At 54.2% G+C, this 20,934-nt stretch carries 15 protein-coding genes; 7 read left to right on the top strand and 8 right to left on the bottom strand.

Annotation, left to right across the window (positions count from 1 at the left end):
• The first annotated feature begins 6 nt into the window (after positions 1-6).
• Positions 7-549, top strand: a complete 543-nt coding sequence (locus tag AAA927_RS12930) for an alcohol dehydrogenase catalytic domain-containing protein (protein ID WP_435891521.1) — start codon at positions 7-9, stop codon at positions 547-549.
• Here the strand turns inward: AAA927_RS12930 and AAA927_RS08990 are convergent.
• From AAA927_RS08990 to AAA927_RS08980, 3 genes are read right to left on the bottom strand one after another with little or no spacing between them, the layout of a single operon-like run.
• A complete protein-coding gene (locus AAA927_RS08990; protein ID WP_338217562.1) occupies positions 516-1,064 on the bottom strand; it encodes an AP2 domain-containing protein in 549 nt (182 codons plus the stop codon). The genes AAA927_RS12930 and AAA927_RS08990 overlap by 34 nt on opposite strands.
• Positions 1,065-1,067: 3 nt before the next feature.
• Positions 1,068-2,036 (bottom strand): glycosyltransferase family A protein, encoded by a 969-nt coding sequence (locus AAA927_RS08985; protein WP_204118337.1) that lies wholly within the window; start codon positions 2,034-2,036, stop codon positions 1,068-1,070.
• A 21-nt stretch (positions 2,037-2,057) separates the two neighbouring features.
• Positions 2,058-6,206 carry a KxYKxGKxW signal peptide domain-containing protein gene (locus AAA927_RS08980; protein ID WP_338217561.1) on the bottom strand — a complete coding sequence of 1,383 codons (4,149 nt, stop codon included), beginning with the start codon at positions 6,204-6,206 and terminating at the stop codon, positions 2,058-2,060.
• A gap of 225 nt (positions 6,207-6,431) precedes the next feature.
• Between AAA927_RS08980 and AAA927_RS08975 the strand changes: the two genes are divergently transcribed.
• Together AAA927_RS08975 and AAA927_RS08970 are read left to right on the top strand one after the other, a co-directional pair.
• Positions 6,432-7,880: a hypothetical protein gene (locus AAA927_RS08975; protein ID WP_338217560.1), complete on the top strand. Its 1,449-nt coding sequence runs from the start codon at positions 6,432-6,434 to the stop codon at positions 7,878-7,880.
• Complete coding sequence (locus tag AAA927_RS08970) at positions 7,873-8,916, top strand: MucBP domain-containing protein (RefSeq protein ID WP_338217559.1); 1,044 nt, start codon at positions 7,873-7,875, stop codon at positions 8,914-8,916. Before AAA927_RS08975 ends, AAA927_RS08970 begins: the two co-directional genes overlap by 8 nt.
• 131 nt (positions 8,917-9,047) lie before the next feature.
• Here AAA927_RS08970 and AAA927_RS08965 read toward each other — a convergent pair whose 3' ends face one another.
• The 3 genes from AAA927_RS08965 to AAA927_RS08955 form a co-directional block, all read right to left on the bottom strand.
• A complete protein-coding gene (locus AAA927_RS08965; protein ID WP_338217558.1) occupies positions 9,048-9,491 on the bottom strand; it encodes a hypothetical protein in 444 nt (147 codons plus the stop codon).
• Positions 9,492-9,736: 245 nt separating this feature from the next.
• Positions 9,737-12,928: a CAP domain-containing protein gene (locus AAA927_RS08960; RefSeq protein ID WP_338217557.1), complete on the bottom strand. Its 3,192-nt coding sequence runs from the start codon at positions 12,926-12,928 to the stop codon at positions 9,737-9,739.
• A gap of 146 nt (positions 12,929-13,074) precedes the next feature.
• Positions 13,075-14,073, bottom strand: coding sequence for a helix-turn-helix transcriptional regulator (locus AAA927_RS08955; RefSeq protein WP_338217556.1), 999 nt, complete (start codon positions 14,071-14,073; stop codon positions 13,075-13,077).
• A gap of 536 nt (positions 14,074-14,609) precedes the next feature.
• Between AAA927_RS08955 and AAA927_RS08950 the strand changes: the two genes are divergently transcribed.
• From AAA927_RS08950 to AAA927_RS08935, 4 genes are read left to right on the top strand one after another with little or no spacing between them, the layout of a single operon-like run.
• The gene (locus AAA927_RS08950) at positions 14,610-15,479 is read left to right on the top strand and encodes a class C sortase (RefSeq protein WP_338217555.1); all 870 of its coding nucleotides are present in this window, start codon (positions 14,610-14,612) and stop codon (positions 15,477-15,479) included.
• A complete protein-coding gene (locus tag AAA927_RS08945) occupies positions 15,476-16,279 on the top strand; it encodes a class A sortase (protein ID WP_338217554.1) in 804 nt (267 codons plus the stop codon). Before AAA927_RS08950 ends, AAA927_RS08945 begins: the two co-directional genes overlap by 4 nt.
• Before the next feature lie 41 nt (positions 16,280-16,320).
• Positions 16,321-17,181, top strand: a complete 861-nt coding sequence (locus AAA927_RS08940) for a sortase (protein WP_338217553.1) — start codon at positions 16,321-16,323, stop codon at positions 17,179-17,181.
• Positions 17,178-18,017, top strand: coding sequence for a class C sortase (locus AAA927_RS08935; RefSeq protein ID WP_338217552.1), 840 nt, complete (start codon positions 17,178-17,180; stop codon positions 18,015-18,017). Before AAA927_RS08940 ends, AAA927_RS08935 begins: the two co-directional genes overlap by 4 nt.
• A gap of 210 nt (positions 18,018-18,227) precedes the next feature.
• Here AAA927_RS08935 and AAA927_RS08930 read toward each other — a convergent pair whose 3' ends face one another.
• Together AAA927_RS08930 and AAA927_RS08925 are read right to left on the bottom strand one after the other, a co-directional pair.
• Positions 18,228-20,180, bottom strand: a complete 1,953-nt coding sequence (locus AAA927_RS08930) for a BspA family leucine-rich repeat surface protein (protein ID WP_338217551.1) — start codon at positions 20,178-20,180, stop codon at positions 18,228-18,230.
• Positions 20,181-20,236: 56 nt separating this feature from the next.
• Positions 20,237-20,878: a SpaA isopeptide-forming pilin-related protein gene (locus AAA927_RS08925; RefSeq protein WP_338217550.1), complete on the bottom strand. Its 642-nt coding sequence runs from the start codon at positions 20,876-20,878 to the stop codon at positions 20,237-20,239.
• Positions 20,879-20,934: the final 56 nt, after the last annotated feature.

Genomic DNA, 20,934 nt, shown 5'->3' with positions numbered 1-20,934 from the left:
GGTCTGGTGTGGGGCCCCGGCCAAGTCGCCATCCGCGATTTCGCTCACCCTGAAATTCAAAAATCCACTGACGCCATCATCAAAATCGTCCGTGCCTGTGTCTGTGGTTCAGATCTGTGGTGGTTCCGCGGTCTCAGTGAGCACCCCACTGGCTCACCAGTTGGCCATGAAGCCATCGGCGTGGCCGAAAAGGTCGGCGCGGCCGTCACCAACGTCAAGGCCGGTGACTTTGTGATTTTGCCTTTCACTCATGGCTGCGGCCATTGCGCCGCGTGCCGCGCCGGGTTTGAAGGCAATTGCCTGAACGCCACCAAACACGGCTCCAATGGTCATCACAATCGCCAATACCGCATCAGTAAATGCGGTTACTCGGTCTTTGGTCATCTGCTTTGCCTCCAACTCATGGTTAATCTGGGATTATTGTACCATTCAGTCGACACTGCGACGACATCGCAAAAAGCGACTGTCGGTCCGTTGACCAACAGTCGCTTCCTGACACACCAATCGTGTTGGCGTTATGACCGTCGCCGCTTGGACGACGACTTGTGATCATGATCCATCGGCAGCGTGCACCCAGTATCGCCTTTTTGCGGGAAATACCGGCGCTCTGCTTCGCGGCGATAGGCAATGGCCTCCGCTTTGGAATGGGACGATTTATTCAGCACGAGTTCGCCATGAAACCGCAAGCGGGCCACATAGACCTGCTGCGACTGGTCGAAGGAAACGCCTACCGTACCACTACGATTGCGCTTGGACTTGACCAATGAGCTGTAATAAATCCCTTCCGCATTTCGCAACGTTTTCGCCTCGTGATCCACATATGGCAACAGGTCATGACCGGCGCGAGCACGCGCGAGTTCTTTGCGCAGACAGCCGCAACTCGCGGTCGTCCCTTTACGCAGGCCATAGCCATCGACCACAGCCAAATTCCCACACTCACACTGACACTCCCAGCGCGCATTGCCATTGGCGGCGTTGATGCCAGCTCTGCGCAATACCGTCAGGCGGCCAAAATGCTGCCCGGTTAAATCAATCGCCCGCGGTGCTCTTTTGTGTGCCGCCACGAGTTACCCCCTCTTTCTTATTGCAACGCCTGCAATTCGCGTCAGTTGGTCGAGGTAATTGGCAAATGATGCCGGCGCCGCGACCCATGGCGCTTGTGCATGTTTATCGGTTAGCTTCACGCCTGCAACGAACTGTTGAACCGCTGGCCATCTGTCCGCATGCGTCTTGACGATTTGCGCCACGGCGGTAGTCAGAGGCATGCGACTCGCCGCCGGCACCTGCAGCACCTGGCTGTAGAACCGGACGATGAATTTCGCATATTCGGTGTCGAACCGCTCAGAAGTGGCCCGCAGCTGAGCTAAATACCCAGCCATCATCAAGACCCACTGCTCGTTGATCTGCGGCTTTTGACCCGTGATGGCATGCGTGCGGCTGCTGAAAATGACGCAGGCGATATCTTCGCCTTCAACCACCCCGCCAGCTGCTTGGCGTACCAAGCGGGCCGTGAATTCTTCACTGTACTCGCCGTATTGATCATCGAACTGCACCTGCTCTGACATCAACAATGCGCGTCTGATCATCAGTCCATGCAGCGAGGTCTGGCTGCGGCCGGCCCGATAAACAGGCTGGCGATCCTTAGTCAAGCCTTGCAGCAACGTCGCACCACCGATGATATCGGCATCAGGATGCTTCGCCTGCAGTCCAAACAAATTTTGCAGCGTAAATGGATGGTAAAGCTGATTGTTCGCATCCAGTAGCATGATGTACTCACCTTTGGCCGCTTTCACGCCGGCCTCAAAGGCGGCCATGCGACCGCACACTTGGTCTGGCGTAATTGTGCGCACCGTGAGCTGAACAAACAGATTTAACTGTGCCGGCAGGTCGAGGTGAAATTCACCGTTGTCCACCAACAGAATTTCCACCTGATTGCCCATCAGCCCCAACTGATTGTTGAGCGACGCCAGCGGCATCATCAACTCACTCAGGGGTGCATTATCAACTGGCAAAATGATACTTAATTGAACGCTCATGCCTTACCTCCACTAACTTGTTTAGTACAAATCGCTGTAGTCGTCTTCACGCCGCTTGCGGCTCGTCGCCCCAAAGGCGGAGATCGCAGCCATCGCGGTTAAGCCGGCGCCGAACATCGCCAGACCCATATCGGCCCCAGCATCACCGGTTTGTGGCAACGTGCTGGTTGAGCCGGTAGTGGCCGTCGCAGTAGTTGCTGCCTTCGCGGCATTGCCCAGCGTCGACGTGCCGGTGGTGCCGGTGTAAGCGACCAGGTTGGAGCCATTGGTCAGCTTGGAGCCGTCGCCGTTGGTCAAACTCGTGGTCACCCCAGTATGACCATTGTAACTGATCGGCGTGGTTGGTTGACCATTGGTGACGCCGCCATCGGTACCGGTGGTGTTACTGTGGCTGCCGGTCGTGTTGTTCGTGGTAACGGTTGGATTGCCACCCCAGTCAACGTCGAGGCTGCCATCTTTACCGTCGATGCCGTCCTTACCGTCTTTACCGTTAAGGCCATCTTTACCATCGACACCGTCTTTGCCGTCTTTACCGTCTTTACCGTTAAGACCATCTTTGCCATCGACGCCGTCTTTGCCGTCCTTACCGTTAAGGCCGTTGACGCCATCCTTGCCGTCTTTACCGTCCTTACCGTTAAGACCGTTCAAGCCGTTGAGACCGTTCAGACCATCTTTACCGTCTGCGCCGTCTTTACCATCGGCTCCGTCTTTACCATCAGCGCCATCTTTGCCATCGGCACCGTCTTTACCATCAGCACCGTCTTTGCCGTCCTGGCCATTCAAACCGTTGACGCCATCCTTGCCGTCTTTGCCATCGGCGCCGTCTTTACCGTCTTTACCATCGATGCCATTTGTACCGTTGATACCATTAGTGCCGTTGATACCATCTTTGCCATCCTTACCATCGACGCCGTCTTTGCCATCGGCAGGAGCAGCAACGGTACTGATGGGATTTTTGGTACCATCAGGATTGGTGGTGTAGAAAACATAGGACTTAGAACCATCAGGATTAGTAACCAATTCAACCTGCGGCGTTTGACCGTCTTTACCGTTAGTGCCAGCAGCACCGGCTTCGCCATCTTTTGGTGCCGCGACTTTGCCGACACTGATTGGGTTTCCATCCTTATCGGTGATGAAGAATTCGTAGCTCTTAGTACCGTCGTCGTTAGTAACTAACTTAACCTGCGGAGTCTGAGCATTCGTGCCGTTAACACCATCTTTTGGTGCTGGGACAGTGCCAACACTGATTTGGTTACCATCTTTGTCTGTGATGTAGAATTCGTAGCTCTTAGTACCATCGTCGTTAGTAACTAACTGAACCTTGGGGGTCTGTGCGTTCGTGCCGTTAACACCATCTTTTGGTGCTGGGACAGTGCCAACGACAGTTTTGTTACCTTTATCATCAGTGGTGTAGAAGACGTAGTTCTGAGTACCATCATCGCCCTTGACCAACTCAACTGAAGGCGTCGTGCCATTAGTACCATTAATGCCAGGCTTGCCATCTTCACCCTTTTTAACAGTGAAGGTGGTGCCATCGGTGAGTGTGACTACCGTGTTGCCATCGTCATCAGTCGTTGAGGAAGTAACGCCTAGTGCCTTTTGTGCAGCAACATACATCACCCAGACATCCTGACCGGTGGTACCAAACTGGCCATCGGTGGAGCTGTCATCAGCCAAGCTGTTGTACTGGCCGCCATTAAGATCAGCTGTGGCGTAGTAGTACAGCGTCGTCGTATCAAGCTTGCCGTTATCATCATCCAGCTTGGCACCGGCATCATCATTTGGGCCGGCAATGGTGGCAGGAATATCAAATTTGTATGTGTCGCCTGACTTACCAGTCAGCGTGACCGTCTTTTGCAGCTCGGAACCATCGACATTCTTGTAAACGTAGTGAATGTTGACGGTTTGATCTGTTGCGGCTTGTTTGTAAGTGATGGTGTCAGTGTAAGTGTTCGCAACATTGGCTGGATCAGCAGTATATGCGCTTAATTTAGCAGCCAAGGTTGTTGCATCGATAGTCGCTACACTTGGTGTATAGCCATCCAAAGCGGCTGCCGTGATGGTCTGAGGGGAATTTTCGGCTGGTTTCCATTCAGATAAGATTGGCTTCGAAGTGACCTCATCAAAATCCATCGACCGGGTAATCACGAAGGATTGTTGGCCATTGGTCGGCGTCACATCAGCAGTCACACCGTCTGGAGCGATCCCTGTTACATCAACAGTGAAAGTCCGATGAGTTGCAGCATAGTTGCCATCGTTCGGATCCGTTGGTGTTCCAATGTGATCAATGATGTGCTGAACATGAACCGTGATGTTGTCAGTATCGTCGCTCGTCAAGGTGACGTTCGGATTAACGGTGATGGTCGAACCATCTATTGTCGCATTGAACTTGGCGGCATCCGGCTGGTCGTCTGACAACTCAAATCCACCGAAACCTGTGTCTGAAATGCCTTTGGTTGCTGCTTCGCCCACATTGCCGTCAACTTCTGTGGTTTTAGCAACCTCGCCCGTCGTATCATCAATAATTGTCACCGTGAGACTTGCTGGATCAGCATTCTTCGTATAGGTTACTGTAGCAGTCTTATCAGTTGGGACATCAGTAGTGGCAGTTAATGTCTGAGTGAATGCGGTGTCTGCATCAGCCGTGTAGCCATCAATACTTGGCGTTGCTGTTGCGACGGAGGTAACCTTTGGCGTATAGGTGACGGTGCCATCAGCGGCCGTGCTGGAAGTCCAGACGACTGACTTGGAGACACTGTTATCGCCATCCGGGCCACCGACATAGTTAACAGTATAGTTCGTGCTAACTTGCAGATTAGTCAGTTGATATGAGGCCGGATAAGTACTTGGGTCTTCGATTGTTTTGGGGGCGATTGGCTTCAAGATTGAGACGCCACCCAAGGTAGTGATTGTATAACGATCTACATCCAAAGTGTGCCTTTGAACAGTGAAAGTAGTACCTTGACTGTTTTTTTGTAAAACCCAGACCTCTGAAGAATAACCATCATTAGTCAAGTCAGCATTGTTCACAGGAATATCGAACACCTGCTTGCTGTCATTCTCTATCTCCTCCACAGAGCTCCCTTGGAGGTTAGTGGCTGCATCACCATTTTCAAAAGTCAGCGTTGCTGTATATAGATTGGTAACATCAACGAAGGCATCAAGTGAAACAGGATTGCCTGTCTCTGAATCGACATATTTATAATTATAGGTTATTAATTTGGCGTTTGTACCTACGTTCTTGTTTGTCCCACCACCATAAGAATGATCAATTGTTACTGGGAGATTTTCATCGTCAGCCTGGACAGCCGTAACAGTTTCAATCAAATCCACATATCGTCCGGTTTTGGCATCAACCATGTCGTTTTTATATAGCCACTGGGCACCAGCTTCCAGCGCTCCACCAGCATCAGCTTGCTTGGCTGCGTCATTAGCCGCCACTGCGGGGACATTTTCGTGAACAACAGTGATATTCTGGATATCATCGCCAAGCAGGCCCTTAACTTGATCATCAGTAAAGTTACCAAGAGGATCAAATGCTTTACCGCTTAAGGCATTTTGCCGCGTGGTAATTGAATCTTCATAAGCCTTGTTATCCGCCTGCTGCTTCGCGGTAGCTGCTTGCAACTGCGAAATGGTATCTGCAGCATCGTCCGCAACTTTCTGGGCAGCAGCCTGAACGTTGTCACTGGTAGTTTCAACTGTGGCATCTGGATCCTTGGTGACGGTCAAGCCAGCATCAGTAGCGGCATTGGCAGCGTCCTGCAAATCCTTTTGCGACTGGGCATAGTTGTCAGTGCCTGTCGTATCTTGTGCTGTCGTATCATCGGCAGCAGCTGGCGCTGGGGCTGGGGCTGCCGTCGCCGACTTGGCTGCGGTTGTAACTGTTTTGCCAGCTGGCGCAGCGGTGCTGGCAGCGGATTGCGCTGGGGCACTTTGCAAAGCGACTGTTGAGGCCTGGTTATCCTTATCTGTATTCGTCGCCACGGTAGTTTGATCCGTGGTGGCAGCGGACACGTCGTTAGTTTGGCTCAACCCAATGGCCGTACTCAACGCGAAGATGCCAGCAAACACCCAAAGCTTACCCGACTTGTAAAGCCGAAAATGTTCCTTACGCTCGAATGTTGCCTGCATCATGCGTGAACGTGCTTCATTTGTTTCTTTAGACATGATTCTCCTCCACTCTTTTGCTTATGCAATTATCAGCAAGATTTTTGATTTCTTGTTACGAGTGAATGATACCGCTGCAAAAAGCGATTGATAAGGGGGATTGACTATCACTATTTTGTAAATAATTTAAAAAAACGATAGTGTCGATTTCCCCACGTTATCCCTTTTTATAGGGTTGGTGCGCTACAATCGAAGAGAAGTGGAATGAAGCTTGGGGGAGCAACCATGAGATACGACTTTTTGTTCAATAAGGATGACACGCTGACACTAGCGGTCATTCACCAACTCAACAACGCGCTAACCAACACGGTCACGCGCAACGATTTAATATCGCAATACGAGCTCACGACTTACCAGTTGAACAAACTATTCACGGCGATCAATGCGGCGTTCAAAGCAGTGGGCGGCGAGCCGCCGTGCTACATTGAAGAATCCACCAAGGATCTGTGGCAGGCGCATCACCTGAACACCTTCGTCGTTCAACAAGCCACGCTCTATTTGCTGGAACAGTCGGCGAGCTTCAAGGCGTTCACCTACTATTTCCTGTACTCGAAACAAACCACGACCACCGCGTTTGCCAAAGACCACTACCTCACCGCAGCGGTCTTTTTCCGCCAAACCAGCACGCTGAAACACCGGTTTGGCGACAACCCCGGCCGTGCTAGTAGGGAGCACAGCGAGTTTGCGCTGCGCCAGTACTTGTTCCAGCTTTTTTATGAACTGTATACCGGCGTGAAGGCGCCGTTTCCTGAGCTAGACGGCAAAATCGCCCCGCTACTGGCCGCTTGCACCACCACGATTGGCCACGATTTACTGCCGACGCAGCAGGTGAAGCTCACCACTTTTCTCAAAGTTAGCTGGCTGCGCCGCCAAAACGGTGATGCGTTGCCGGCAGTGCCGACGCCTTTTCAGGCCACCGGCTATTCGACCCTCGAAGCCGCAGTGGCGGATAGTGACGCTGAAAATCTGACCCCAAGCGAACTCGATTATTTGTATCAGTTCCTGGTGACTCAGCGCTTTTTGGCTTTGCCGGCCACCGAGCTGCCGGGCCTGTTCCCCCGAGCGGACGAGCTCACACGCCAGTTCATCGCCGATGTGGCCCAAAGCAACCAGGTCAACCTCACCGGCGACACCATCGAGGCCTTGACCACCCGCCTAATGCCGGTACATATCAGGTTAACCACGGCGTTTTTGGAGCCAACCACGTTCATCGATGCCAGCCAAATCATCTTTTTCGCCGACTTATATCCTGCTTTTGACGCGATCATTCAGCAATTCCTCGGGCAACTCGACGAGCGAACCGATCTCAAGCTCAGCGCCAATCGCCGCATCAACCTGTACTTCAGTGAGATGTTCGCGCTGATTAGCGCAGTGCCGCAAACCGCTTTGCGGCGCACCGTGAACATCTGCGTCGATTTCTCCGAAGGGACGCTGTACAGCGAGTATGTCACCATGACCTTGCGCGCGTTCAGTCACGCCAACATCTATGTGGCGCACAAATTAACGGCAGAAACCGATATTTATATTGCCGATTTTCGCGCCCCAAGTTTGAAGCTTCCTCAGGTGATCTGGCAAAATCCGCCGACGCCGCATGACTGGACCGAGCTGGCAGATCTGATTCTCACGTTTACCCGGACGAATGCTGGCCTCGAAGGAGGCGGTGCTGATGTCTGACACTCATCTTGCCCTCACCCATCTGATCTTACTCACCGCTACGACGGTTGGTTTAGTGTGGGCGGGGACCCCAGCAGCCAAGATTGTGCACGCTGAAGGCCCCACTACCCCCACGACCCAAGTCAGCGCGACGATTCGCTATGTCGATGACAGCACCGGCCAGATTGTAAAAAGTGTTCAGGTTGCAGGCACGCTCGGCAGCAGCGCCACGTATCAAGTTGCCCCACCGGCTGGTTACACCGTGCGCGGCGGCTACCAAACCGTGACCTTCCGCTTCACCTCGACCCGGCCTGGCACCATGACCTTTCATCTCGTCAAACAGGCCCCTGTCAGCCAACCCCAGGCCAAGCCGCCGGTCACGCCAAAAACGCCAGCCCCCACCGCGCCATCCAAGGCCCAACCCGTTAAGGCCAAGGCCATGCTGGCCTACGTCGATGCCGCCACTGGTAAAGTGTTGGGCTACCTGCCGCTGAACGGAATCGTCGGCCAAAGCATCACGGTCACCCTACACGCGCCGGCAGGCTACACCATCAACGGCAAAACCACGTTCACCTATCATTTTACCAAGGCAGACGCTGGCCAAATCAGCATTCAAGTCAGCAAACCCGGCACCCCTGCGCCAGCACCAGTGGCGCACGGGCTGATTACCGTACGTTTTATCGACCTGCTGACAGGCAAAGTGTTGTACCAGCACTGCCTGCAAGGAGTCGTTGGCCAACCCTTGGTTTATCACGCCACCGATGGTCTGAAGCACCTCCCTGTTGGCCTGCAGCTGGCCGCTGATGCCACGACTCGCGGCCATCAATTTACGGCCGCCGCGCAGCATGTCGACGTTTACGTCACGGAAAAAGAACCGGTGGCCGCGCCAGCTGAAGCTGAACCGCCACGGCAGCCGAAAGTCGTCATGCCCAAAGCCATCGTACTCAGCCGGCCAGCCCTGGGCAAAGGGCCGGATGGCCAAGATCAAGCCAGCGCTGAACTGGCTGCATTCTTTGTGAGCCTGTCGGGTAAAATCAATTTTGGCATGCGCGGATAAAAAAGGCCTAGAAGCTCTGACGTTGCGCAACGTCGCGGCTTCTAGGCCTTTTTTCGGATTCTTTTTTAATTGTCATGACTTATCAAAAACTGCCCGTACTCTAAACTTGCCGAACGAGACCGCGCTGACTACTAATCGTCATCGTCTTCATTACCCAGACCATCCCAGTCATCGCCGTATGCCAGCTTTTCATCCTCCAGCCAGGCATCAGTATCCTCGTCGTCGCCCAGAGATTCGCCATCCTCGTGACAATCGTCTGGCACTTCTTCGTCATCGTCGGTTTCATCAAGGTCCAGTAACGGGGCATAATCGGGATCATCAGCAAGATCTGGCGCTGGTGCGGTCTTGGATGCTTCATCCTGCACTTCGCTGTGAGCGACCTCGGCTTCGGCAGCGCGTTTGTCGAGAGCGTCCTGAAACATCGTCGAGTATCGCTCTTCAAGAATCGGTTCTAGCGCCGCCGCCAAATTCTCAGTGGTGGGCTTTTGACCGGGTGCTAAAGATACGGTCACCCAATCGCCCTGCTCTTGGCGCCGCTTCATCGCGTTTTTACGTTTACGCTTTGCTCGTCCCATAATTGTCCTCCCCAAAAATTCTGCCACTCGCACGGTTAGATTTCGCCTATACCATACCGCTAAGCCAGCATTCAAACAATGCCCAGCTTGTTTGCTTAGTGGCTCTTCAGCCCTGTCCGATAGCCAAAAAATCCCTCCGCAAGCGTCAGCCAGGTTTTTCACCTTATCTGATTCTCACGGAGGGATATTCGCAGCCATCACGCCGCATCAGTGCACTAATTCAATTTTACAGTGTTTTCTAGGGCTTAGTTTCCCGATTCGATGCCTTCGTAGACACCGAAAAAAGCGGGCGTGCCGTTCTCATCGGTGCCCAGAGCCACCGCAACGGCCATGTCATCGAACCGTGCATCCAACAGGTTGGCACGGTGAGGCTGATCAGGTTGGCCGTCATCAATCCAGCCGGCCAAAATGGTCTTGGCAATAGAGGCGGCCGCCTCATCGGTGATCTCTGGGTTCAATAGATAGCTGGTAGCGCCAATCTCATTCAGATTTTCACCGCCAAGCCCCTCGCCAAGATGGGCAGCGTTAATATTCTGGACCCAACTCAAACCATCCGGATTGACATGTGAATAGCTGGTGAACATGTCCTCTGCCCGCTGATCAGCGAAAGCCTGCAAATCTGTCCGGTCAGTCTTGAGCGCTGCGAGTCCATTTTCCTCCCGATAGGCATTAATCTGATCCGCTAACGATTGTTGCACCTTTTGCAGGAAGGCGTCGTCCTTTGAGGTCGTGTTAACAACGTTCTTGATATAGCGGAAATTCACCACATAATCCTTAGCGGTTGCGGTTTGCAGCGGATGGGTCATGGCACCGAAGGCGGTGTAGCCCGCAAGCTCTGGCGCACTCGCAGTGTATGACGTCTGGTCAGCAGCCAGCGTGATTGGAGCGAAGGTTTTGATGACGTTGCCGGCCATGTCGAGGGCTTGGATGGTGACAGTTTTGGCCACGTCGGCCGCTTTTTTCACGCTGATCTGAAGCGTGGTCTCATCTTGCGTAATCGTGAAGGATTGTTGAGCAGCCCCAACTAATTCATAGCCATCAGGCGCGACTGCATCCACCGTGTAACTGGCACCAGCATCGACAAAAGCATCGCTGCCACTGCCGACCGTCTGCCCGGCTTCATCCACATAAACCACATGGACAACGAACGATTGCACCTTCAGCGCGTCAAGCGCGCTGGTCAACGTCTGCGTGGCCTGGTCCACCTCAGCTTGGGTGGCATTGTTCTGGGTATCCAACGCTTTGGAAGCGTCAAGCGCAGCACTAAGAGCGGTCACATCCTCATAATAGTTCTGATTGACCAGCGCCGCCTTGGCTTTGGTGATGGCACTCTCCAGGGCCGTCTTATCCGCCTTCACCTCAACCGGCTTTTCAACCATGGCGTTCAGCGCAGCGTTGACATCAGCGGTCGCAGCATCAATGTCCGTCTGAGTCAGTGTGTCATCAGCGAGAATACCCTTAGCCCGGGTGAGTACGGTTTGCGCTGCTTCATACGACGCCGCCGTATACTTCGCCGGGTCCAACGCTTCAAGTTGACTGATGGCCGCTTGAAAGGCTGATTTATCCACTGGTGTCGCCGGTTCTGTGGTTGCAGGTAACATGTTGCCGAGCGCATCGTTTAGTGCTTCCAGCGCCGCGTCAACCTCTGCTTGCGTCGCGGCATCGTCGTTATTCACCCGATTGCCAGTAGCCAGGGCGGCGGTCAACGCAGCGGTTGAATCGCTAGTGTAGGTGGAGCCATCATTGAGAATATTTTCGGCATTGGCCACAGCCTCAGCGAGATAACGCTTCTCAACTGGGATTTCAACCGGTTCTTCAACCAAGCCCGCCAGAATGTCATTCAGCGCCTTGGTGGCAGCGTCCACCTCAGCCTGAGTGGCATCGGGATCTTGGTTGACGGCATAGCTGGCTTCATAAACCGGCAAAAGGTCGGCCGAGGATTCATCGGTATAATGAATGCCGTTGCGACTTTCAGCATCGTCAATGGCCGCTTGCAGCGCCGTCTTATCCACTTTGGCGACAGGCTGATTGGTCAAGCCCGCAATGGCCGTCTTGAGCGTTTCGGTAGCGGCATCGACTTCAGTTTGCGTGGCGCTTTCGCTGGCGGCGATCGCTTTGGCCGCACCCAACGCATCGGTCAGGGCCGCAGCCGAAGTGGTAGTTTTACCCGTCAAATCAGTGGCATCGGCTTCAGCAATCGTTGATTGCAGCGCTGTCTTATCCACCGGTGTTTCAGCAGGCTTGAGGACTAAAGCATTCAAGGTATCAATCAAGTGATTCACTGCCGCATCGACTGCCGCTTGGGTCAGTGCCGTGCCAGTTGACGCCTGGGTTGATTTGGCCTCAGCCAGCGCCGGTGCTAAGGTCTTGAAAGAATCCTCGGTATAATAGGCCGGATTGAGCGCCTCCGCGTTAGCAATGGTCTCATTCAACGCGGTCATATCAACCATTGCCGGTACAACCACCGCGGCCGGTACTAGCTGCTGCACCGCCTGAAGATAGTGGCCAATCGCTTGCGCAGCCTGCGCCGCGGTGGCAGTTGGATCATCATACAGGCCTTGAAGCGCATCCCCTGCGGCGGTCACGGCGGCAAAACTGGCCGGGGTGAAATCAGCCGCCTTTAAGGTCTTCGTCGCCTCGATAAATTGCTGGAGACTCGGCTTATCCGCTAGCACGGGAGTCTGCGGCTGGGTCGTTGGCTCAGTCTCGCCATCAGCATCCGGGTCAGTGCTTGGCGTCGTTTCACCAGGTTTGGTCTCGGGCGTGGTTTGGCCGGCGTTGGTTTGATCCTCCGTGGCGTCTTGACCGGCGTCCTTAATCTGGTTGACCACCGCCTGATCTGGCTTGGCGGGTTGCGTCACGGTCCCTGGCTTCGTCGCCGGCGCGGTTGTGTTCGCTTTGGCCCCAGCCTTCACCACATTGCCATGCGCGTCCGTCTTTACCGGGTTGGCTTGCTGGTCCGAGGTCTGGTTGCCAATAGGCTTGTTCGGGTCGACCTTCTGCGCATCGGTCACCACTTTATCCGCCACCGTGTTGCCAGCCGCATCTTGGACCGTGACATGGTTGCCGTCCCATTTGATCACCGTGCCAATCTGCAGCTGATACTGCTCACCCAACTTGATGTTGTTATACGCCAACAAGTCCATTGGGTTTTTCATGTTGATGGCCTGCCCGATATTGTAAACGGTATCGCCATTGATCATCGTCAAGCTGGTCTGGCCGGCGCTGATTCGCGCCTTGATGGCCGCCACCGAGTTGGCGGTCCAAGTGGCTGCGCTAACGGTCTGCCCGGATACCCCAACATTTGAGACTGCGAACATCCCCACTGCAAAAAGCGTCATCCCTGCCGCTACCCAAATCTTCTTGGCCTTATACATTTTCTTGTGCACGATTCGTTCTGCCTGTCGTGCCTGTTTTAACTGCATTCGACTCATCATTTTCCCCTCCAAAGGAATCAAACACGGCCGCCTCACCGACCTCCCCAATGGACGTGGGGCGCCCGTTACTAGAGAGTGTACCAATCGTCATGGCCACAATGCGTCCATATAAAAAGGAATCAACAATTTTTTGCTGATTCCTTATTTTATTCATCGTAGTAAGCCAGCGCCCAACGCATCCGTTCGGTCACGTAATCTCGCAGCGACTGAGGACTGATAATTTTCACCATGTGGGCCTGTTGCAACAACCACATCTTAATCCCATAGCCATCGTTGGCCGGAATCGTCACCCGGTGAATCTGCATGGCCCAAGGCGGCTTCACTCCAGCACTAGCGGTGACTTTGGCGCCGGGAAAACGGTCGATCACGTACTGCGGATCCGAGTAGTAGTCAATCACCAGCGTCACCGGATTGCCGAGAAAAGGCAGCGTGGTCTGTTGGCGAAATTCACCAGCCTCAAAATGCTTGGCCCGTGACGTGTCTTCTGAGTGCCCGACCACCTGGAGATCGGCCATCAACGTCAGCCGAAACTTGCTCAGCCGGGTGACGTCCATGTCGTCATAAGCCCGGTCATTGTCTGTGGTCATCCAAAAGTACAAATCGGAGAAGAACACCGCAGTCGGCCGCCGTGTCAGCATGGCGGCTTGCGTATCGCGAAAATAGCGAAACTGGAGGACCTGACGTTTCTGAATTGCTTCGGTAATCACCGTCAGTTTGGCCAACATGCTGCTCTGCGGCACGCCATGATAGGCGACGAGGTCACTTTTAATCGCCGTTTCCAGGCGCTTACCATCCTTGGCCAGGCCCAACACCTGATCAACCAATGTGGTCATTTCCGCATTGGCCAACCCGCGGCTAGCCAAAAGCACCTGGCAAATGGCCAGTAGCTGGGTGTCATCCAAACTCGTCGCATGCGCCTGCTCAAGGGTGTATATGCCCCTGGTCCGCTGGACGACCGCCAGCTGACCGGTAAAATCAGCCGCGTCGATGGCGCTAGCGATTTGCATCATGTCACGCTGAATGGCCTTCGCTGACTTGTGGTACTCATCCGCCAAGGCCTGCTTGGCCAAGTTTTGCCCGGCAAGTAAGCGCATGAAGATGGTCATGATACGTTCCTGACTGTGGATGGATGACGTCTCGCCCATAGATTCTACCTCCGCCAATACCCTTTTTACCCTCGCCCCACCCACCAAAATCCTGGGTGTAGCCGCTCAAACTTGAAGTAATTGTACCATGACTTTGAGCTTCTCCGTGGCATCAAAAAAGGCGTTGTCTTATCAACAACGCCCTACCATCGCCACATGTAGGCTGGAGTGATGGTCGCCTCACGTTCTTGGGGGAAACGCTCGGTGGTAGCACATTTTACCTGTGCCATGAACACAGCATACCAGCTTCATGACCATTGGCGGAAAAAGTGGGCACAAGTGACCTGCTCAATTTCGATCAAGGCATCATCTTCATCGGGTGGTGAAGCCTCAGATGAGGTCGTTAGTGGTCAGGTCAGAAGTGACCAAGTCAGTTCTGACTTCAAACACGTCTTGCTACAGTGCAGTTACCGTCGAATCCCTACTAATTCAGCGCAGTGAGGCCCCATCATTCCCCAGCCGCTTTTGCTACACTCTTAATAGTTATCATTTGGGGCAGCGCCAGGTTTTGGCGCTGATGGATAAGGAGTCTGAATATGGCTAAAAGTAACCGGCCGCGGTCACGCTATGCTTGGTTGAAATGGTTTTTCGGCACTTTGCTGGTGCTTGGCGCCATCGCTTTTTTCGCGCCGACGATCTACGAGGCCCAGCAGGCCAATCTACGGTTAAAAACTGCTGAGAGTTATCGCAAGCGGCTGTATCCGGCGGACAAAAAACGCGACGAACTGATTCGCCAATACAATGCCAATATCGTCGCGACCCAGCAGCATCGCGCCAAGCCTTATCGGCCGGTGACCATGCAGGAGATTCTTGGCAAAAATGCCAACCAACCTATCGGCTACATCAATATTCCCGCCATTTCCTTGAAGGGCATGCCAATCTATTACGGCACCAGCGATGAAATTTTGAGCCGCGGCACCGGCGTGATGCCTTTCACTTCCCTGCCCGCGCCAGGGCAAAACGTCACTTCGTCAGTGACTGGGCACACCGGGGTAGCCAATCGGATTTTCTTTGACAACATTCGCTATTTAAAAAAAGGTGACGTCTTCTACATCGATGCGTTTGCGCACCGGTTAGCTTACGCCGTCACCGGCCGCAAGGTGATTGATCCAACCAGTCCTAGTGCCGGCACAAACTTCTACGTGAAAAGTGCGCACAACAAGGCCATTTTGATGACTTGTACTCCGATTGGGATTAATGACCACCGCCTCCTGATTTACGGCAAGCGGATTCCCTTAAAACAAGCGCAAGCCAAGAAGACCATCCCCCGCGATGCTTTCAGTCCGATGAACTTGTGGCGCGATGCCATCATCTTACTGCTGATATTGGTGCTGTTATGGTGGCTGCACTACTGGTACAAAGAACATCGGCGTCGCCAAGCAGCGCAAAGTGAGGCCGCGTCATGAAAAGATTTCTCAAGTATTTTTGGCCACCGCTGCTGCTGTTGATCATCGTGCTGGGCGGCGTGGCGGCGGCCTGGTACGCTGTCAGCCGTGACGTCCCTGTCGACGATGCCAGTTGGTCAAAACAAGCGGCCAGCAACACCAGCCAAACCCTTAAACGCCCGGTGGCTATTCGCGACACCAACACCATCGAAACTGCTAACGCCCAAGCCCAAGCTAAAGCATTGCAGCAGCAGTACGGCATGGGGCTTTTGCACATTCCAGCGGTGAACATTAATTTAACCATCTTCTCAGTGGTCACGAATGCCACGCTGGCAACCGGCGTGGCGCGGTATTTTCCCGACCGGGTCTTGGGGCAAGGCAACAACGTGTATGCCGCTCATAACCTCAGCGGCGCCGGTATTCTGCTGAGCCGCATCGGTGAGCTCAAACCACATGCGCTGATTCAGCAGACTGACTTCAAGCATGTCTATTCCTACCGCGTGGTGTACAACCGCGTGGTGAAAAAAACCGAAGTGGCTGTGCTCAAACAAACCGATGAGCGGCGTATCACGTTGATCCGCTGCGAAGGCCCTTACCACACAGCATACCGGCGGGTGGTGATTGCCCGGTTAGCCAAAGTGACCAAATATACCGCAAGGCCTACACAAGCCCAACCCCTGCTCACCCGCGCTCAGCAAGTTGGTGCTGGTCTGCTGGCTTGGCAAACCATGAAATGGCCCTTGGTGCTACTCGTCGGTTTGTTTATCGTCCTGCTGGCGGTGAGCTTCCGCAGCTATTACGCCAACCTCAGTCAGAATTAATGCTCACTGATAAATATGGTCAGATTGGAGGAAAAGGAGTCGTGCCCAAAAACCAAAAGTCTCGCCGTGGCCGCTACGGTATCTTCGCGGCCATGTTCCTGTTCGGCGCCTTGCTGATGCTGGTGCCAATTGGTTATAGTCTCCACCTCGATCACCAGCAAAATCGCTTGGCCAGTGCTTATCTGCGACACCCGCAAACGCCTAGCCCGCTCAAAGAAGCGATTGCGTGGAATGCGGACTTGTTTGCCAAGCAACAAGGCAAACGCGAACCGTTCCACCAGACATTAAAGCCGATTGTGCCGCATTTTAACAAGCCGATTGGGCTCGTGCGGGTGCCTGCCATTGGCATCAAAGGCGATCCGATTTACTTCTCTTCGACCGACGCCCATCTCGACAAGGGACCAGCCACCATGGATGGCACCAGTCTGCCGGTCGGCGGTAAAAATACGTTGGCCGTGGTGACCGGCCACAGTGGGTTGGCCAATCGGATCATCTTTGACAATATTCGCTATCTGAAGCGCGGGGATATTTTCTACTTCACCGCCTTGCGCCAAAAGGAAATCGCGTATCAAGTCGATCAAATTAAGGTGGTTGATCCTGACCAACCGGAGGCAGCTAAGGTCGTCAATGCCGTGCCAGGTATGGACCGGGCAGCGCTTTTGACATGCACGCCGCTTTTCATCAACACGCACCGGCTCGTGGTGTTCGGCCACCGCATTCCCATTCGTCAGGCCAAAGCACAGGCAATCATTCGCCGCGACTTTTTCACGCCGATGCACATTTGGCTCATGGCAGTGGGTCTGCTGATGCTCATCTTCACCAGCTGGTTCATCGTCACCGAATGGCGGGAATGGCGTACGCGCCGCACCGCTAAAAAGAACGAAGGGGGCAATCACGCGTGAGACGTCAAAAGTATCGCCAGGCGCGCTTGCGTCGCCTCGCCATTTTATTCTTCATCGTTGGCCTCTCCCTCTTGTTACTGCCGACCGTCGCCGGCCTCGGTCGCAAGCATTCAGACGAGCTGGCCGTGAACCGCTATCAGCAAAAGAAAGCTGCGGCGAGTTTGGCCACCCGCCTGCATCGCTACAATCGCGCCTTGGCGGCTGGCCGCACCCCTGCGGCTGCGCCAGTGGCCACTGCGCTTAGCGGGACGCTTGGCTATCTGTCCATTCCTAGCATTCACATCGCCAAGGCGCCGATTTACTACGGCGCCGATGACGCCACCCTCGCCAGAGGCATCGGTCTCTTACCGCACACCTCGCTACCAATCGGCGGAAAGAACACCCTATCAGTGCTGTCGGGCCACTCCGGCTTCGAGAACCAGATCATTTTTGATAATATTCGCCACTTGAAAAATGGTGATTATTTTTACCTTACGACCTTTGGCCAGCCGCGCCGAGCATACCGCGTTTACCAGCGTAAAATCGTGACGCCAGCCGGCGCCGATGCTGCGGCCGCCATCAAAATTCAACCCGGCCAAGACATCACGGTGCTGTTGACCTGTACCCCCTTGTTTATTAACTCGCATCGCCTGCTCATCTACGGCAAGCGGGTCCCGCTGAAGACCGCCGCCGCCATGCCGGTGGCTGTGCGCGATCAATGGGGCTTCGCCCACCTTCTGCTTCTGCTGGCCGCGGTGGTACTACTGATTGCACTATTGGTCATCATCGGCCACCTGACGCAAGCCCGGCGCGAACGGCGGTCCCGGCAGCGGCGTGGTCCCCGGCCCGAAGCGTAATTTCAACCATTCAAATGCAAAGCGGCGCGCCATCATGGTGGGCCGCTTTTGCATAGCTAACCATGCTTCAACGCGCACCCCCTAAACCCAAACGCTATTCTGCCAGCGCTCGCGTATTCACGAAAAAAAGCGCAACCCCATCTTGAAATGAGGTTGCGCTAGGTGATGCGTGTTCCTACTCGCGTTCAACCGACCAGCCCAGTCTACCGACTAGGCGCGACGTTTCCGCCACAGCAGGACACCACTTGCAGTAATCAGACTGACGCCTAAAGCCGCTTCGATTAATGGCGTATGCCCGCCCGCTGCCGGCAACGTGGTGGTGACAGGATCGACGATTAAGTCCACTGGCGCGTAGACCCCGGCCAAGGTCGTGGTCCTCGTGGCAAAGGGTGAGGCAGTACCGCCATCTAGGGTCAGCATCGCAGTCGCTAAGCTCGCGGTCCGCTGGACATTCGTCGGCGAGTACTGGGCCGGCAGTTGTGAAGTGAGCGCTGCCTGATAAGTGCCATCGGCATAATTCGTCACAGTCGCCTCACCATTAGCATCGGTGGTGACGGTTTGCAGCGTGGCCCCCGCCTGACCCCAAGTAATCGTTTGCCCCGCCAAAGCGACCTTATTGCCTTGACTGTCCACTAACCGCAGCTTGACATCGTAACCCATGCGAAGCGTGTCGCCACGCTGGCTGGCATTTGCACTAGGCTGATAGACATTCTGGGCAATCGTACCACCAACTTGAGCGCGATCATATTTTGCCCCACGCCAATAGGCCAAAGGATAAGTGCTCTGTGGCGAATAGGAATAGTAGTACATACGCGAGGTGCCAATACTGTATGGGCCCACGGGATACACGGGTAAATTGACTGTTCCCGACCAGTTTGGGCCGAACGTAATCGAGGTTAGCTGAACCCCGATATTCCCGTCGGTACCAGCGATTGAACTGTCGCCGAAGAAAGGGGTCGTTATATTTTTACTAATGGTCCAGCCACTAAAATCAACGGTTCTGAGGGCAAACGTGTCATAGAGAAATGAATTGGCTCTAAAGGTGGCTTTGTTGGCGTCGTTTACCGCCCAATTCGTCAAGAATGATGCGTCTTGCAGACTGCGGCAGCCATTGAACATCGACGAAATATCTGACGCTTTGCTCATATTCCAGTTCTTCAAATCGGCAAAGGAAGTAATCGCACTGTCAGCGGCAAACATGCTATTAAAGCTATCCCCATTGCCCACGTTCCAAGTGCTCAAATCCGGCCGCACTGCCAAATAGGCTGACGGCCGAGCCTGATTGAAAGCACTATAGAACATGCTATTGAAGTTGGTGCCGTTGTGGACGTCCCAACCGCTGATTTCGGCCAGACTGGCCGTATCAAGGTTGGTTTGACTAAAGGCATAGGCAAAAGAGGTAACCGCGGAGGTGTTCCACTGATCGAGGCCTTCAATATGGGACGAAATCGTGATGGCTTTGCCACTGACCTGTTTGCCAGCAGCGGTGCTAGACCCATCGAAGAGAAAGGCCATACTCTTTACGTGACTCGTATCCCACTTTGCCACACTGGGCCAGGCGGTCACTGGGCCCCCGAAAGTGCTGGCCAGCGACGTCACATTGCTGGTGTTCCAATTTTCATACCCAGAAACCGAGCGCAGACTACTGTTGACGAAAAAGTCACTCAGGGTCGTCATCTGACTGACATCCAGTCGCTCCAACCCAGTAATGCTGGCGAGATTGATACAAGTGTTAAAAAATGTGGTGCTAACCCCACTCGTATAAAAATTAGCCCCCAGCCGAATGGTGCCCGTGCCTTCAAACGCAATCCCCTTAACATTGGTATATTTCTGCTTCGCCGTCGCTGTGTCCATGTTCGCCACAGTCAGGTATTGACCGTTGGCACTGTCAGTATTGACATGCAACATGCCGGCCGCATCCAAATAGGCTTGAATCACACCATTGGTGGCTGTGTTATAGCTGCCGGAGCTGGCGCGATACAAATCAAGCTTCGTGGTTGAGGCCGCATACGCCGCACTGTCAAAGGCCGCAGCATGAACTGGCCGTGGCCGAGTGCCCCAAGCACTGCCACCAATCAGTAGCAGTAGCGCAACGAGGCTTTGGAGCCAAAACCTTCGCTGCGGGCGCACGATTCTCATAATCCTCATCACCAAATTTTTCATCTCAAAGTCCTCATTCTTCTCATGCCGTGCTTGGTCCAAGCCGCCTAGATTAACCATCAGCTTTGCTTGCTGGCTGGCGCTTTGACGCGCCAAGCCGCCAGCGCAACGGCAAACATCAGACCCACCATCAAGACACACGCCCAAATCAGCGGCAAAGTGAACTGGCCACCGGTTTGCAAAATCGTGTCGGCGTGCTTGGTGCCATTGCCGACCTGTTCACCTGTTGGCTTTGGCGTCTTTGAAGGCGTTGTTGGTAGCAAACCGGATTTGGGCGTGTAGGTATAGTGCGGCTGAGCCTGAGAAAATCTGATGTGCACCGGGGCAGCCGGAGTCTTCACCCCAGCGCCTGGTAGCTCCGTCAGTAGATAGTCGGCGCCAATAATCAAAGGCGCGATTTGCGCCTCGCCGTTAGCGCCGGTCACCACCGTCGTTTCGAACCCCCACTGTCCCGCCAGCACCCGGTAAGTCGCCGCATTGGCCGGATCAATGGCCGCGGTGGTCGCCTTTTGAATGCGCACTAACCGATACGCAGCACCGGCCAGCGGCTTGGTTTGCTGAGTGACGGTGTTGTCAGTCGTCACGCTCACCACTTTACGAATGGTCAACGAAGCCGTGGGCGTGGCGGCCTGAACGGGAAGTGCACGGGCCATGATGATGAGGGAAAGCAGTGTCAGTAAGGCAAATCCCCATTTTTTCATTGTCGTGCCTCCTTTCTCCTAACCAAGAAACGGGCGTGGGCTACCGCCACACGCCC

The organism is Lacticaseibacillus salsurivasis (genome assembly GCF_036246225.1).
Classification (GTDB): domain Bacteria; phylum Bacillota; class Bacilli; order Lactobacillales; family Lactobacillaceae; genus Lacticaseibacillus; species Lacticaseibacillus salsurivasis.
This window is presented reverse-complemented; position numbering and strand designations above follow the sequence as displayed.